We start from the raw sequence: 15,776 nt of genomic DNA on the forward strand, positions 1-15,776 counted from the left end.
TCAATTCATGATGGATCGGCTACCATGGCGGATTCATTCGCATAGGGAGGTTTTCATGCTGGGATTCGACAATCCAGAGGTGGCGTTGGCCATGTGGCTGACGCTGGCCTCGGCGGTCGCGTGCGTCGTGTACGGGATCGTCAATTGGAACAGGGGAGGGAACGACGCCGAAGGGGTCGGCGGACGTTCCGACGGGGGACCGGAGAAATGACGATCAAGGTTCTTTCGACGGTCCTATACATGTTCGTGGTCTTCTATCTCGGCTATCGGGGCTGGAAGGACACCAAGGTCGCCACGGACTACATGCTCGCCGGGCGGCGCATGCATCCCTTCGTCATGGCCATGTCCTATGGGGCGACGTTCGTCTCCACCTCGGCCATCATCGGTTTCGGTGGCGTGGCGGGGATGTTCGGCTTTCCGCTTATGTGGCTGACGTTCCTCAACATCGTCGTGGGCGTGTGGTTCGCGATGACTGTTTTGGGCAAGCGCACGCGGCGCATGGGCCTTGCGCTGGACTGCATGACCTTTCCCGAGCTTCTGGGCGAGCGCTACGCATCGCGCTTCATTCAGGGCTTTGCCGGGCTGGTCATCTTTTTGTTCGTGCCCATCTACGCGGCGGCGGTGCTCATTGGCATCTCGCACATGATCGTGGTCGCGCTGGGCTTCGACTTCAACACCGCCCTCGTGGGCTTCACGCTCATCCTCGCGCTGTACGTCATCACCGGCGGCCTTAAGGCCGTCATGTACACCGACGCCTTTCAGGGCACGATCATGATCGTCATGATGGTCATCCTCGTCGTGGTGACCTACTCGAAGCTCGGCGGCGTGATTCCCGCGCATCAGAGCCTTACGGCCATGGCGGACCTCATGCCCGAGAAGCTCCGGGCCGGGGGCATGCTCGGCTGGACGCAGGGCATCCGCTTCGGCACGCCCATCTGGCTTACGGTGTACACCACCATCGTCTACGGCGTGGGCATCGGCGTGCTGGCCCAGCCGCAACTGGTGGTGCGCTTCATGACCGTGGAGAGCGACCGGGAACTGAACCGCGCTGTGCTCTACGGTGGTCTGTTCATCCTGCTGTTGCCCGGTGTGCCCTATGTGGTGGGCGCGCTGTCCAACGCGGTGTTCCTCCAGACATTCGGCAAGATATCCATCGACATGGCGGGTGGGAACTTCGACCGCATCATCCCCATCTACATCGACCAGATCATGCCGGAGTGGTTCTCCGGGCTGTTCCTCATGGCCATGTTCGCCGCGGCCATGAGCACGCTTTCGTCCCAGTACCACGTGGGCGGCACGTCCCTCGGGCGGGACTTCTTCCACAAGGCCGCGCGCATCTCCAATGGCGACACCTTCAAGGTCACCCAGCTTGGTGTGGCTGTGACCATCTTCATGACCCTCGTCTGGGCGTGGGTGCTGCCCGGCGGCATCATCGCCCGCGCCACGGCCTTCTTCTTCGGCCTGTGCGCGGCGGCGTTTCTGCCTGCCTACATGCTTGGCCTGTACTGGAAGGGCATGACCCGCGCAGGGGCCATCGTGTCCATGCTCGGCGGCTTTGCGGCGTCCATGTTCTGGCTGCTTTTCGTGCACCTCAAGGAATCCGCGTCCATCGGCGTGTGCGAAGCGTTGACGGGCCTGCCGTCCATCGCTGCCGCCGCGGCCAAGGGTTCGTGGCCGTGGCTTCTGCAATGGGTGGACCCCAACGTCGTGGCACTGCCGGTGAGCTTTGCCCTCGCCGTGGGCGTCAGTCTCATGACGAAGCCGCTGGACGAGGCGCACGTGGCGCGTTGCTGGAGCAACTTCCGCTAGCCGTTCATGGGCGCGAATACTGTTTGCATCGCGGGGGAGGCCACGGCTTCCCCCGCTTTTTTCTGTGCGGTGGGCGTAGGCGGGGGCCCATGGCCGAAGGGCGAATAGTCGCCGTCATCGCTCATATGTTGACGCGAAGCTTCGGTGGGGTGATAGTCGGAGGGGTACGCCAACGATATGAGATGCTGGGAAAACTAACTTCCGGCGAGAAATCAGAAAACAAGGACTGACTATGCACATCAGAAAACGCGTTCTCATCACGGGCGGAGCAGGCTTCCTCGGTTCGTTCCTGTGCGAGCGGCTGATCCGCGAGGGCTGCGACGTCCTGTGCGTCGACAATTTCTTCACCGGCGCGCGGCAGAACATCGCTCATCTGCTCGAAAACCCCTATTTCGAGTTCATGCGGCACGACGTGACCTTCCCCCTCTATGTGGAATGCGACGAGATCTACAACCTCGCATGCCCGGCATCGCCCATCCATTACCAGTTCGACCCTGTGCAGACCACCAAGACGTCCATCCATGGGGCCATCAACATGCTCGGGCTGGCCAAGCGCGTACGGGCCAAGATATTCCAGGCCTCCACGTCCGAGGTTTATGGCGATCCCGAGGTGCATCCCCAGCGCGAGTCGTACTGGGGCCGCGTGAATCCCATCGGCGAGCGCGCCTGCTACGACGAGGGCAAGCGCTGCGCGGAGACGCTCTTTTTCGACTATCACCGCCAGCACAAGCTGCGGATCAAGGTGGCCCGCATCTTCAACACCTACGGTCCGCGCATGCATCCCAACGACGGGCGCGTCGTTTCCAACTTCATCGTGCAGGCGCTTCGCGGCAAGCCCATGACCGTCTACGGCGACGGTTCGCAGACGCGCTCCTTCTGCTACGTGGACGACCTCATCGAGGGCTTCGTGCGGCTTATGGACACCCCGGACGAGGTGACCGGCCCGATGAACCTCGGCAACCCCGGTGAGTTCACGATTCTGGAACTGGCCGAGATCGTGCGCGAGATGGTGGGCGGCAAGTCCGAAATCCAGTTCAAGCCGCTGCCGGGAGACGACCCCACCCAGCGCAAGCCGGACATTACCTTCGCCCGCGAGCAGATGGGCTGGGAGCCGCGTGTGCAACTGCGCGAGGGCCTGCGCAAGACCATCGACTATTTCGACGGGCTTCTTGCTGAAATGGATGACATTTCCGTTTTGCGCCTCAACTGACGGGCAAATGTCGGATTCCCGTCGCGAGTTCGAGGCTGAATTCCCGTGCGGGTTGTGGTAGAGCAGAGGGTGACGGACGAAACGTCTAACCCTGGAAGGACATCATGCGGACGAAGATAATTGCGACCCTCGGGCCTGCCTCCATGAAGTACGACATCATGAAGGGCATGGTGGAGCACGGGGTTCGGGTCTTCCGGCTGAACTTCTCGCATTCCGACGCGCAGGCATTCATGCCCGTCGTCGCGGACATACGTCGTCTCGAAGTCGAGACGGGCATCCGTTTGACGATTATGGGCGACTTGTGCGGTCCGAAGATTCGCATCGGCGAGGTCGAGAACTCTCCGTTGCAGATCAACAAGGGCCAGCGGGTGCTCCTTGGGCTGCCCAAGTACGATGCCGAGGCCGCCGGGCGGACCTTCGTCAGCCTCGACGTGCCCGAACTGCTTGAGGGCCTTGGCGAGGGCGACGCGGTCTTTCTGGCCGATGGGATGCTGCGCTTCACGGTGACGGAGGTTATCCATCCTGACGCGCTCTTCGAGATGCGCGCCACCACGGAGGGGCTTCTCACCTCGCACAAGGGCATCGCCTTTCCGGACAAGATTCATCCGCTCCCCGCGCTCACGGACAAGGATCGCAAGGATCTGCGCGAGGGCATCCAGCTCGGCATCGACGCCGTGGCGTTGTCCTTTGTGCAGACGGCGGACGACGTGTACGAGATCAAGTCCCTCATTCGCGAGCATGGCTCCTCCATCCCCGTGGTGGCCAAGCTGGAGCGCAAGCGCGCTGTGGAGAATCTGGACAGCATCGTCGAAGCGGCTGACGCCGTGATGGTCGCCCGTGGCGACCTCGGCGTGGAGTGCTCTCTGACGACGCTGCCGGTCATCCAGAAGCGCATCATCCGCGCCTGTCGCCACAAGCAGAAGGCCGTTATCGTGGCCACGCAGATGATGCTGTCCATGGTCAACAACCCCGGCCCCACCCGCGCCGAAGCCACGGACGTTGGCAACGCCGTCATGGACGGCGCGGACTGCGTGATGCTCTCCGAGGAGACGGCCATCGGTAGCTACCCCGTGGAGACCTGCGCATACATTCAGGGCATCGCCCAGAACTGCGAGCCGTACTACCTCGAACGGCTGGGCGGGCCGTACCGCCCGAGCGCAGAGAAGAACATCGTCAAGTACCTCGCGTATTCGGCCTGTCTCGTCGCCGAGCATGCGGAGAGTGCGGCCCTCGTCTCGCATTCCACCAGTGGTTCCACGGCGCGTGTGCTCTCTAGCCGCAGGCCGTCGCTGCCTATCTACGCTTTGTCTCCGGACGAGGGTGCGCTTCGGATGTTGAACTTCTTCTGGGGCGTGGAGCCGCGTCTGGCGGACCGGGCGCTGTCGAGCCATCTGGAGCGGGCCATTGCCTTCGTGCGTGGCGAGGCGAGCATCGCCTCCGGGCAGTCCGTCGTCATCACCTCCGGCCAGGCCCACCCGCCGGGACAGACCGAAACCAAGACCAACACCATCAAGCTGTTCTACAAGTAGACGGCGTAGATTCGATGCATAAGGCCCGAAGCGCACAGCTTCGGGCCTTTTTTTTGCGCCGGGCCGAGGGCGCTACGCCATGCGCGCGTGGAGTTGCCCTCATCGCGAATGGAAGGGAAGGCGTGGGAGACTGGCGGAATGTCTGCAAGGTTGCGTGCGCAGCAATGGTGTAAATCCTATAAACTATGCCGCTTGGATGTGAATTTCGGTGGGCGCAAGGGGTGGTCAAGCGGGTGGAATTGATGTATCGAAGTCGGACTTTGTCGCTAGGTCGTAAGGCTCGCGATAGTTGCGGTATCAATTGGTTGTATTGAACATTAATTGCGTGTCTCAATCATTTATCAGGCGCAAAAAGATGGCGTACGCCGTTTTCAGGCTCCGGATTGTTGCATCCGCATGCGCTGCCGCCATACTCGGCGCACGCGGACAGGCATGCAGAGAGAGGGGAAGTATGAAGTCTGTCGTGAAAAGTCTTCTTCTGACGGCGTGCATCGTCGTACTGGGCGCCGTGTCGGCGCATGCCGCAGGCTATGGCCTGTATGAATTCAGCGCCCGCGGCAACGCCCTTGGCGGATCTCTTGTCGCCCGTACGCCCGATGCGGCCGCCGCCGCCTTCAACCCGGCCAACGTGACCAACCTGCCCGGTACGCACGTTCAGGTTGGCTTCACCGCCATCAATCCCTATTCGCAGGTGACTTTCGACAACGCCGCCTATGGCGATGGCACCGGCAAGTCCAACGTCTGGGTGCCGCCGCATTTTTACCTGACCCATCAGATGAGCGACACCACGTGGGTCAACGTGGCCGTCATGTCCCGTTTCGGCCTCGGCACCGAGTTCGAGGAGGACTGGGCGGGCCGCTACAATGTGAACTACGCTGGCATCGAGGCCGTGTCCTTCAACCCCACCTTCGCGTGGAAGGCGACGGACAAGCTGTCTTTGGCCGTCGGCCCCGAGATCATGCGCTTCAAGTTCCGTCAGGAGAAGGTCACCGACCAGTACGGCGCGCTGTACAAGGCGGGTGCTCCCGGTGTCACCCCCGACATGGTCAACAACCCCGCCACCACCGCCGGTGATGTGGACGCCGCGCTCGAAGGCGACAGCGTGGGCCTCGGCCTCACCGCTGCCATGCACTATAAGTACAACGACGATCTCGCCTTCGGCCTGACCTACCGCAGCCAGATGAAGCAGGAAGTGAAGGGCAAGACCACCTTCTCCTACACCACGCTGCTCAATCCCGCTCTCGCGCAGCTCTACAAGGAGACCGACGCCGAGGCCGTCATCATCCTGCCCGACGAGATCTTCGCCGGCGTCAGCTACAACGTGACCGACCGTCTGTCCGTCGAAGCCGACATCGTGTGGACCAACTGGAGCCTCTACAACGAGCTGAACATCGAGTACGAGAATCCCGCGCTGCCCACCACCAGCTCCACCAAGGACTGGAACGATGCCTTCCGTGTGCAGCTGGGTGCCGAATACGCCTACAGCGACGCGCTGGCCCTGCGCTGCGGCTACGTGTTCGACCAGTCGCCCATCAGTGCCGACCACGCCGAATACATGCTGCCCACCGGCGACAGGCACCTGTTCTCCGTCGGTTCCGGCTACCGGTTCAACGAGAACTGGACCCTCGACCTGTCCTATACCTATCTCATCGCCGAGAATCGCAGCTTCGACAATCGGCCCGCCGAGGGCATCTACTCCGGCGAGGCGCACGATACGTTCACCCACCTCGTGGGTGTGACCGTGGGCTACGACTTCTAGCAACCGCGTTCGACGACTGTTCGAAGGCCCGCATGCCGTAAGGTGTGCGGGCCTTTTTGCGTGTGTGGAACGAGTGCGCGGAAAGGATCAGTTGCGCGAGGCGGCGAGGCGGAAGGTGTCACGTAGCGTGGCGACGGAGAAGGGCTTTTCGATGACCGTCACCCCGGCCTGTGGCAGACGGGGTTCCTTGTCCGGCGTTCTGCGGTAGCCGCGCAGCCAGATCATGGGCGTGGCGCCGGATTGGGTCATGAGGTGCTCAATGCGGCGGGCCGGACCGTCCCAGCAGACCACGCCGAGTCCGAAGCTCGCGAAGTCGGGAGCCGCTTCGCGCGTGGGATGGGGCGCGAGGGTCGTTGCGAAACCCGCGTCGCGCAGAAGCTCGACGACGACGTCGCGCAGGGCGTCGTCTGGACAGACCAGCAGGGCCGTGGCGGGCGAAGGCCTGCGTGGTGTGGGCGACGTTGGCGCATGAGAGGCTGGAGCCTTGGCGGCGGGTGTCGCACTGCTTTTTTTCGCCGACGGGGCTGCGGGCGGCGGGGAGGGCGCGGTGGCGTCCTGCCGGTTGGCGACGGTCGTCGCGGGCGCGTGAAGCATCGTGCGTAGGGACGAAAGTTCGCGGCGCACCGCATGCACCGTGGCGGCGCGTTGAGCGGGGCTGGTGTCGGTTTCGAGGCTTTCGACGAGGGCGTCCACGCGCTCGAGAACGACCGCCGCTGCGGGGAGTTGCGGGGTCGGTTGCGCCGTGCCGCCCGATGGGTTGGTAGACGCACAGGCCGACGGGGCGGCGTGCTTCGCTGGTGGCGTGTGCTGCTTGAGACGCATCACGGAGGCGTCGAGGAACCGGTGGGGGCTTATGTCCCGTCCGCGAGCGCCGCCGATGGATGCGAGGCGCTGGGCGGCGCGGGCAATGGCGAGTGCCGCCGGGGAATTGGGTGCCACTTCCATGAGTGGGCGTTGCAACGCCGTGGCCGAGGACACGCGGGGGTCCTCCGGGATGTGCCCGAGGCTCGAACAGTCGATGTGCAGCCGTCGCGCCGCCGTGGCCCGGAGCTTTTCGAAGACAAGGCGGGCGTGGGCGTCGCTGCGCGCCCGGTTGACGAGCAGCAGCGGACTCCACCACAGGCCGTTTTGCGAGAGCACCTTGATGAGGGCGTAGGCGTCGGTGATGGACGTTGCGTCTGGATTGACCACCACCACGATGTCGCGTGATGAGAGGCAGATGGAGGTGACCTGCGCGGTGATGCCCGGCGAGTTGTCCACGAGGATGAAATCGTAGGTCTCAAGCGTCTTGAACTCGCGGACGAGGCGGGCGCGAGTGGCTCTGTCCAGTTCAGCCAGCCGGGGCACGCCGGACGCGCCGGACACGAGGTCCACGCCGGGGCCGACGGGCACGATGGCTTCGCGGATGGGAACGCCGGAGAACAGCACGTCCTCAAGTGTCTTCGTGGGCGAGACGCCGAGTAGGATGTCCACGTTGGACAGCCCGAGGTCCGCGTCGAGGATGCACACGGAGTGTCCAAAAGCCCCGAGGGCGAAAGCGAGATTGACGGTGACGCTCGTCTTGCCCACGCCACCCTTGCCGCTGGCGATGGACACGATGCGCGTTCCCGGAGCGTCGGGCGTCACCGGCGTGATTTTCATGTCTTGACCTCGGCGAGCACGGTTTCAATGTCCTTCACGAGGGCCTCGATCTGGAACGGCTTGCGGATGCAGCGCTTGGCCCCGAGCTTTTCGGCCTGCGCGATTTCCTCCGGGCCCGCCATGCCGGTCAGGATGATGACGGGCATCTCCTTCGCGGCGTGCTGGGCGTGGGCCAGAAGCGACAGGCCGTCGCGCGCGGGCATGCGGATGTCGAGGAGCATGAGCCGATAGCGGCGGCGTTCCAGCTTGGCGAGGCCCTTGTCGCCGTCCTCTGCGGTGTCCACGGCGTAGCCGCGTGCCTCCAGCGCCTCGCGCAGGATATCGCGGATGTGCTGTTCGTCGTCCACCACGAGGATGGCCTGCGGGTCGGCTTCGCCAGCCGGGGTGCTGCGCGGGGTGCCGGTCGGTACGGCCAGCGGTAGCAGCACCGTGGCCGTGGTTCCGCGTCCGGGCGTGCTGTCGTAGCGCAGGTCGCCGTTGTGGCCGGTGACGATGCCGTAGGACGTGGACAGGCCGAGGCCCGTGCCCTTGCCCTCTTCCTTGGTGGTGAAGAACGGGTCGAATATTTTGGAAAGATTGTCCTTGGAGATACCGACGCCGTTGTCTGTGACGGTGAGCACCGCCCCGCGCCCGGCGGAGCCGAGGCGGGTGGCGACGCGGATGATTCCCGCCGTGGCTGCGCTGCCCTGCGAGGCGATGCGTTCTGCCACGGCATGCTCCGCGTTGATGAGCAGATTGAGCAGCACCTGTTCGAGCTGGTTCGCGTCGCCGAGGATGGGCGAAAGGTTGGGGTCGAGGGCCGTTTCGAGGCGGATGCCCTGCTTGCCAAGCCCGCCCTGCACAAGTGCCGTCGCCCGGGTGACCACGTCGTTGAGCGAGGTTTTCTCTATGCGCGGCGGAGCGGGGCGCGCGAAGTCCATGAGGTTGTTGAGGATGGACGTGATGCGCTCGATCTGTGCGAGCATCTGCTGGAAGTCGCGCTTTTTCTTTTCGTCGGTTTCCTTGTGCTCCAGCAGTTGGGTGCGGGCGTAGATGATGGCCAGCGGATTGTTGATCTCGTGCGCGGCTCCCGCGGCGAGCTGACCGACGGCGGCCAGCCGCTCGGCCTGCACCAGCTTGGCGTTTAGGCGCTTCAAGTTGCGTAGCGCCGTGGCCAGCCGCTCGGCGCGGTTTTCGAGCCGCGCGAGCAGGGACATGCGTTCCACGGACGCGGAAACCAGCGCGGCCAGTTGCAGATAGCCCGCATGCTCCTGCGGCAGAAGCCGCCCGGCTTCGATGTCCGGGGTGAAAAGCAGCTCTCCGGCGAAGCCGTCGGCGGTGACGAGCGGGGCAATGCAATAGGGCTTGATGCAGGAGAGCGCGGTGGGCAGGCCGTCGCCGCAGCACGCGTTTGCACGGGCGCGAAGCCCGGACAGCGCCGCGCGAAGCTCGTCCGGGAGGTCGGCCGCGTCGAGAACCGGGGCGAGGTCGTCCGTCAGTGGCAGGCGCACTTCGCGGGTGGTGGCGTCCTTCCAGTACAGGCCTTCGAGGGCGTGCTCCTGCGCATCCATGCGGTACACGAAGCCCTCGCGGGCCGACAGGCGGGTGCGCAGCGTCCCGGCGATGAAGATGAAGATGTCGAGCGCATCGCGCAGTTCGGGCAGGGCAGGACCGGCCACGGCGATGGCTTCGAGAATGCGGTTGGCCCGGCGCAGGCGGTCGCCCGTGTCGAAAAGCTCGGCGTTCATGCCGGAAAGGGCGGCATTGGCCCGCTGGAGCGCTTCGAAGTAGAAGAGCGCCGCGTCCTGCTCCAGCTCGAACATGTCGGCGCGCTCGGCGTAGCCTTCGCCGATGCGCTTCTTGATGTCGTCGAGGTCGGTTTCGGACAGGCCGAAACGCAGGGCCAGCGCGTCACGCGTGGCGTCCGCCGGGCGGGCGGTCTCGTCGGCCATGACCTCGTGGGCGAGGAAGTCGGCTAAAGCGGTGATGGCGATGCACAGGCCTTCCGGGCCGAGGTCGCAAAGCGCTTCGGGAGACTGGTGGTGCAGCCATGCGGCATCGACCAGCGCGTCGGGCAGTCCCCATTTCTGCATGAGCCACTTTCCGGCCTGCGTGTGCTCCACGCCGAGGGTTTCGGCTTCGAGGTCCAGAAGCGCCGCGCCCGTGCGCCGCGCGGTGGCGAGCAGCGGTTCGTAGGTCTGCGGCAGGGCGGTCAGCAGCACCAGCTTGCCGCAGTCGTGGACGATGCCTGCGGCGAAGGCCGTGTTGCGCAGTTCCGGACGCACGCGGGCGGCCACAAGCTCCGCCGCCACGGCGCAGGCGAGGGTATGCTTCCAGATGAGAAGCAGTTCCGGGTCGCGCGTGTGGGGTTCCTTGAAGAATGCGTCGCGGATGATGACCGAGAGCAGGGCGTTCTTGAGCGTGGCGAAGCCGATGGTCGCGATGGCCGATTCCACGCTGGCGATCTTCCCCCGATAGCCGTAGGCCATGGAGTTGGCGATCTTCAGCACCTTGAGCGTCAGGGCCGGGTCGGAAGCGATGATGCGGGAGATTTCTCGGAAGTCGGCATCACCCTCCATGACTTCGGTCAGGATTTTCGTGGCCACTGCCGGTGGCGCGGGGAGCTGGTCGATGTGCCGGATGACGGACTTCACGTCCGTGGACTCGGAGAATCGTGAGCGGTCGTCGGAATGCATGGGCAGTGCCTTGGTCGGGTGTGTCGCGAACTGGGGGACCGCTTCGCGGTCGTCTGCAATCCGCATACTGGAATTGGGTGCAAAAGGCAAAAGTTCTCGTACGGATGCGCGCCACGTCTGGATCGCGTGCCATTGTGGACATCACTTGCGCCGTCATGTATTCCTGTGCCGATGTGTGGAGGACGGGCGCGCACAACGCGCCGGAAAGATTGGTGAAGGGCTTTCGTCCGCGCGCCTGCGGCGGGCGGGAAACGGCGGTGAGCGCATGAATAGACAGACCATTCTCCTCGTCGATGACGAGACGGGCATCATCGATGTCCACCGCGAAGTACTCGAAGGCGACGACTATCGGGTGATAACGGCGAAGAACGGCCGTGAGGCGCTGGACATCCTCTGCGCGGACGCCGTGGACCTCGTGGTCTCCGACGTGCGTATGCCGCTGCTCGACGGCTACGGTATGCTCGACGGCATGCGCGAGCGTGGCATCGACTCGGACGTGATCTTCCTCACCGGCTACGGCACCATCGCCAACGCCGTGGAGTGCCTGCATCACGGCGCGTGCGACTATCTCGAAAAGCCCTTCGACATCTTCCGCCTGCGCGACAAGATCGTCTCCGCGCTCGACGCGCGAACCCTGCGCCGGGCCGGGACCGATGGTCCCCTCGCGCTGGAGCGGGTGCGCCGCCTGCGCGAGGCACTTGCCGGACAGCAGCGCTATCGCGACATCATCGGCGCGTTCCTCCAGCACGTGCGTGACACCTTCGCGCCGGACGGCATGGCCCTGTTCATGCCCGAGGGCGACGGACTCGGTGCCGAGCCGCGCGTGGTGTGGGGGAACCTCCTGCGCGAGGAGAACGGCTGGTTCGAGGCGGCTACGCCCGTCCTGTGCGCCGGAGACGAACCCCGCCTGCTGCGTTCCGGGGACAGCGACGCCCCGGGCTGCCCGGAAGATATTTCGGCCATGTGCGCCGGGCTCGCCGTGGGGCAGGGGCGCGGGCGCGTGATCGTGCTGCGGCGCGGCGCGGCGCGCGGCTATACACCGCAGAATCTCAACCTGCTCGCCTTTTTCGCCACCCATGCCTCGGCCGCCTTCGAGGCGCTTTCCATCTCTCGACGCATGCAGGAGATGAATCTGGAGATCGTCACCTCCCACGTGGCTTCGGTGGAGGCCAAGGACGTCTATACCCGTGGCCATTCCGAGCGCGTGGGCCAGTATGCCGCGCTTGTCGGGCGCGAACTTGGACTGTGCGATCACGATGTGGAACTGTTGCGTCTGGCGGGCATCCTGCACGACGTGGGCAAGATCGGCGTTCCAGACGGCATCCTCAAGAAGCCGGGGCGGCTCACCGAGGAGGAATTCGCCCTCATGCGCAGGCACCCGGCCATGGGGCGCGACATCGTGTCCAAGGTCTCCTCGCTGGTCGAGCTGGTGCCCATCATCTACCACCATCATGAGCGCGTGGACGGGACCGGCTATCCCGATGGCCTCGTCGGGGAGTCCATTCCCCTGCTGGCTCGCGTGATGAGCGTGGTGGACGGCTTCGAGGCCATGACCTCGGACCGCGCCTACCAGAAGGCGCGCACCGTGGAGCAGGCGAGCGCCATCCTGCGCGAGAACGCCGGACGCCAGTGGGACGCTCGTGTTGTCGACGCGTGGCTGTCCGTGGTGGACAAGGGATTTCTGTTCCTTCCCAACTGATTTTCACGCCATGTGACCACATGGAAACGGCCCGGTACCATTCGGTATCGGGCCGTTTCCGTTTGGAAATGTCAGAATCGCGGTCAGGAGCGCAGGAACAGGCCCTTGCGCAGGGCGGGATGCGCCGCGCGCAGGGTGAGCGTGGTGCCGGAGTGCCCGGTCACCACGCGCTCGCCAAGCTCGTTTTCCAGCGCGTAGTCTTCTGCGGAGAGCATGGGGCGCTTAAGGCCCGGCGCGATGACGCGCACCGGGGCGGTGGCGTCCCACTTGGAGCGGATGGCCACGGTCCATGCGTCGTCGTCGATGCGCTCGGTGACGCGGGCGAGCACGGGGCGCGGTTCCTCGGGCCGGGGGTAGCTGATGCGCCGGTCCCCGGGCAGGAAGAAGCCGGTGGTCAGCGGGCGCGAGGCCGTGTTGGTCAGCTCCGCGAGGTAGGCCGCCGGGCGGAATGTGCCTGCCGCGAAGTCGGTCAGCGCCGTGGCGTAGGCGTCCAGCACCTGCGCGAGGTAGCCGCCGGATTTCATACGTCCTTCGATCTTGAGGGCCGAGACGCCCGTGCGTGCGAACCACGGGGCGAACTTGACCAGACAGAGGTCCTCCGCCGCGAGGATGGAGGACCAGCCGTCCTCCTCGTGAATCTCCCACGCCAGTTCGCCGGGGCGGGTGCGTTCCTCGACGGCCACGGCGCGCACCGCGTAGTTGAAGCGGCAGGGGTGCGTGCACTGGCCGAGGTTGGCCGAGCGGGCGTTCATGTGCGCCGAGAGCACACAGCGCCCGGACACGGCCATGCACATGGCTCCGTGGGCGAAGACTTCCAGTTCGAGGCCGGGCAGGGCGTGGGCGATGTCGCGGATGCCGCGAAGGCCCAGCTCGCGGGCGAGATTCACGCGGGTCACGCCAAATTCGCGCCAGAAGGCCGCGGACTCGCTGTTGGCTGTGTTGGCCTGCGTGGACAGGTGCACCGGGATGTGGGGCAGGCGTCTGCGGGCCATCATCAGCACGCCGGGGTCGGCGATGATGAGCGCATCGGGGCGCGCGGCGTCGGCCATGTCGGCCACGCGGTCCATGGCCTCGGCCAGTTGGGGCAGGTCCTGCTGGCGGGGCAGGGCGTTGAGGCACAGGTAGGCGGCCACGCCCGATGCATGGGCGAGGGTGATGGCCTCGGCCAGTTCCTGCCAGCCGAACCCGGCGCTCTGCGCACGCAGGTTCATGGCCGGGCCGCCGAGGTACACGGCGCGCGCTCCGTAGAGGATGGCCGTTTCGAGTTTTTCGAGGTTTCCGGCCGGGGCCAGAAGTTCGGGGATGCGGGGCGTCATGGTCTAGATCGGAAGTCCCTGTCTGATTCTGCGTTCCTTGATGGCGTCGAGCACGCTAGGCGGGATGGCGAGGTTGCCCTTGCCGACGCCGATGCGCACGTCGGGCTTGACCGAGCCGTGAAAGTCGGACCCGCCGCTGACCGCGAGGTCCAGCCGGTAGGCGAGGCCCTCGAAGAGTTTGGTCATGCTCGGGGTGTGCTCCGTGTAGTGGCATTCGAGGCCGTCGAGGCCCATTGCCTTCAGTTCCTTGAGGCGGTGGTACATGGCCTCGTGGTCGAGGCGCAGGGTGAAGGGATGGGCGAGGATGATGGTCGCGCCCTCGTCGCGCAGCAGGCCGAAGGCGATCTCCGGGGTCATCTTTTCCTTGGAGATGTAGGCCTGCCCCTTGTCGCCGAGGTATTTGTCGAAGGCCTCCTGAATGGAGCGCACGTAGCCCTTCTCGAAGATGATCTGCGCCATGTGTGGACGTCCGACGCTACCGTCGCCAGCCTTGGCGAGCAGTTCCTCGTAGGTGATGTCCAGCCCGAGGGCCTGGAGTTTCTCCACGACGTGGCGGTTTCGGTGCTCGCGGTTTTCGGTGAGGGTGGTGATGGCGCGGATGAGCCGCTCTGGCCGCTGCGGCAGGAACAGGCCGACGATGTGCATGAAGCCCGTGGAACAGGTGACGCTCAGCTCGCAGCCCGGAATGACTTCCACGCCGTACTGGCGTCCGGCGTCGCAGGCCTCGGCGAGGCCGCTGACGGTGTCGTGGTCCGTGAGGGCGAGAGCGCAGACATCGTTTTCCGAAGCGTGGCGGACGAGTTCCGTGGGACTGAGTGTCCCGTCCGATGCGGTTGAATGCGTATGCAGGTCGATGATGGGCATGTTTCGTCCTTGGTTGGAGGCCTCGGTGCCGCGATTGCGAGTGGCGGCTGAAAGACCATGGCTAGTCGTGGGCGTCGATGGTGTCAACGTCCGGCCTTGTGTCCCGGCCCGAATGCGGGTATAGCGGGGCAATCGTCAGCAAGGAGGATTGCAATGGCTCTGAACAAGGAACTTCTCGATATCCTGGCCTGCCCCAAGAGCAAGGACCCCGTGCGCCTGACCCCTCGCGGGGACGGCCTCTACTGCGACGCGTGCAAGCTGGTCTATCCCATCCGTGACGACATTCCCATCATGCTGGTGGAGGAGGCCGTACCCGCCGACGAGTGGCCCGGCGGTGTCGGCGAACCGGTGGTGGCAGGCAAGTAGCCTTCGGCCACGCATCGCCAAAGATCGACAGACGACGCCCGTAGCGCATGACGCGCTACGGGCGTTTTTTTGTGACGTTCTGAAAATGCTCCGCGAGTACATATTCCATGCATCATGTGGTGAAAGACAGCGTTTGGCCGTGACGGACGACGCAGTGCGTGCTTCGCGCATGGCTCGCAATGGGTAATGATGTCGAGATAGTGCTTGCGACCTGTCCATGATGCGGATATTTTTCATACAATCCGAAGTGCCCGTTGGCGGCGCGTCAACGCGGTCGTTCGTGAGTCTGTAATTTCGCAATGTTGCGTGGGGTGCTACATGATCGACACAGTGAATGCCCATCCGTCGTCCGCGCCGGGGGGCGTGGGACGGCGCGAGGCCGTGGATACGGGCATGGCCGTGACGTTGGCGTGTCTCATCGCCTTTCTGTTTGGTGCGGGGCGCGGATTCGTTGCCGCCGCGACCTTCGCCCTCGTGCTGACCATGACGTGGCCCGCGCCGTTCGGTCCTGTGGCGCGGGTGTGGCTGGGGCTGTCCACGGCGCTTGGAACCGTGGCGTCCAAGGTGATTCTGACGCTGGTCTTCTACGGACTGGTCACGCCGATGGGCATCGCGCGGCGGATGCTCGGCTGCGACGTCCTGAAGCTGCGGCAGTGGAAGCGTGGCGATGCGTCGGTGTTCGACGTTCGCGACACCACCTATTCGGCAGGCGATGTGGAGCGGCCATACTGACAAGGAGGACGCCGTGGAATTCTTGAGCGATCTGTGGGGATTTCTGGTTGTCAGGAAGAAGTTCTGGCTGTTGCCCATCATCCTGACACTGCTCCTGTTCGGAGCGCTCATCGTGCTGACCAGCGGCACGGCCATTGCGCCGTTCATCTATACGGTCTTCTGAAAGGGGAGGAGCG

The 15,776-nt window shown here is 64.7% G+C and carries 13 protein-coding genes; 9 read left to right on the forward strand and 4 right to left on the reverse strand.

Translation table 11 applies throughout. The features are described from left to right. Positions 1-55 precede the first annotated feature (55 nt). The 5 genes from GGQ74_RS11830 (at position 56) to GGQ74_RS11850 (ending at position 6,307) form a co-directional block, all read left to right on the forward strand. Positions 56-211, forward strand: a complete 156-nt coding sequence (locus GGQ74_RS11830) for a symporter small accessory protein (protein ID WP_167941749.1) — start codon at positions 56-58, stop codon at positions 209-211. Then, the gene (locus tag GGQ74_RS11835; RefSeq protein WP_167941750.1) at positions 208-1,809 is read left to right on the forward strand and encodes a sodium:solute symporter family protein; all 1,602 of its coding nucleotides are present in this window, start codon (positions 208-210) and stop codon (positions 1,807-1,809) included. Before GGQ74_RS11830 ends, GGQ74_RS11835 begins: the two co-directional genes overlap by 4 nt. Positions 1,810-2,041: 232 nt before the next feature. Next, entirely contained in the window at positions 2,042-3,019 is a 978-nt protein-coding gene (locus tag GGQ74_RS11840) for a UDP-glucuronic acid decarboxylase family protein (protein WP_167941751.1), read from the forward strand. A gap of 104 nt (positions 3,020-3,123) precedes the next feature. After that, complete coding sequence (pyk, locus tag GGQ74_RS11845) at positions 3,124-4,548, forward strand: pyruvate kinase (RefSeq protein WP_167941752.1); 1,425 nt, start codon at positions 3,124-3,126, stop codon at positions 4,546-4,548. Between the two features lie 463 nt (positions 4,549-5,011). Next, positions 5,012-6,307, forward strand: coding sequence for an outer membrane protein transport protein (locus GGQ74_RS11850; RefSeq protein WP_167941753.1), 1,296 nt, complete (start codon positions 5,012-5,014; stop codon positions 6,305-6,307). An 87-nt stretch (positions 6,308-6,394) separates the two neighbouring features. Here the strand turns inward: GGQ74_RS11850 and GGQ74_RS11855 are convergent, their stop codons facing one another. Both GGQ74_RS11855 and GGQ74_RS11860 read right to left on the reverse strand, forming a co-directional pair. After that, on the reverse strand, positions 6,395-7,948 hold the full coding sequence (locus GGQ74_RS11855; RefSeq protein WP_167941754.1) for a MinD/ParA family protein: 1,554 nt from the start codon (positions 7,946-7,948) through the stop codon (positions 6,395-6,397). Continuing rightward, complete coding sequence (locus tag GGQ74_RS11860) at positions 7,945-10,623, reverse strand: HDOD domain-containing protein (protein WP_167941755.1); 2,679 nt, start codon at positions 10,621-10,623, stop codon at positions 7,945-7,947. The genes GGQ74_RS11855 and GGQ74_RS11860 overlap by 4 nt, the downstream gene beginning before the upstream one ends. A gap of 265 nt (positions 10,624-10,888) precedes the next feature. On the opposite strand from GGQ74_RS11860, the gene GGQ74_RS11865 reads away from it, so the two are divergent. After that, entirely contained in the window at positions 10,889-12,322 is a 1,434-nt protein-coding gene (locus GGQ74_RS11865; RefSeq protein WP_167941756.1) for an HD domain-containing phosphohydrolase, read from the forward strand. An 83-nt stretch (positions 12,323-12,405) separates the two neighbouring features. On the opposite strand, the gene GGQ74_RS11870 is transcribed toward GGQ74_RS11865, so the two are convergent. Then, positions 12,406-13,638: a peptidase U32 family protein gene (locus tag GGQ74_RS11870; protein WP_167941757.1), complete on the reverse strand. Its 1,233-nt coding sequence runs from the start codon at positions 13,636-13,638 to the stop codon at positions 12,406-12,408. A 3-nt stretch (positions 13,639-13,641) separates the two neighbouring features. Continuing rightward, positions 13,642-14,502 (reverse strand): PHP domain-containing protein, encoded by an 861-nt coding sequence (locus GGQ74_RS11875; RefSeq protein ID WP_167941758.1) that lies wholly within the window; start codon positions 14,500-14,502, stop codon positions 13,642-13,644. A gap of 153 nt (positions 14,503-14,655) precedes the next feature. Here GGQ74_RS11875 and GGQ74_RS11880 point away from each other — a divergent pair, with 153 nt between their 5' ends. The 3 genes from GGQ74_RS11880 to GGQ74_RS11890 all read left to right on the forward strand — a co-directional run bounded on the left by GGQ74_RS11880 (position 14,656) and on the right by GGQ74_RS11890 (position 15,763). After that, positions 14,656-14,868 (forward strand): Trm112 family protein, encoded by a 213-nt coding sequence (locus tag GGQ74_RS11880; protein ID WP_167941759.1) that lies wholly within the window; start codon positions 14,656-14,658, stop codon positions 14,866-14,868. Between the two features lie 318 nt (positions 14,869-15,186). Then, complete coding sequence (locus GGQ74_RS11885) at positions 15,187-15,600, forward strand: hypothetical protein (protein WP_167941760.1); 414 nt, start codon at positions 15,187-15,189, stop codon at positions 15,598-15,600. 13 nt (positions 15,601-15,613) lie between these two features. Then, entirely contained in the window at positions 15,614-15,763 is a 150-nt protein-coding gene (locus tag GGQ74_RS11890; protein WP_342448620.1) for a DUF5989 family protein, read from the forward strand. The last annotated feature ends 13 nt before the right edge of the window (positions 15,764-15,776 follow it).

The sequence above is a fragment of the Desulfobaculum xiamenense genome (assembly GCF_011927665.1).
Lineage (GTDB): Bacteria > Desulfobacterota > Desulfovibrionia > Desulfovibrionales > Desulfovibrionaceae > Desulfobaculum > Desulfobaculum xiamenense.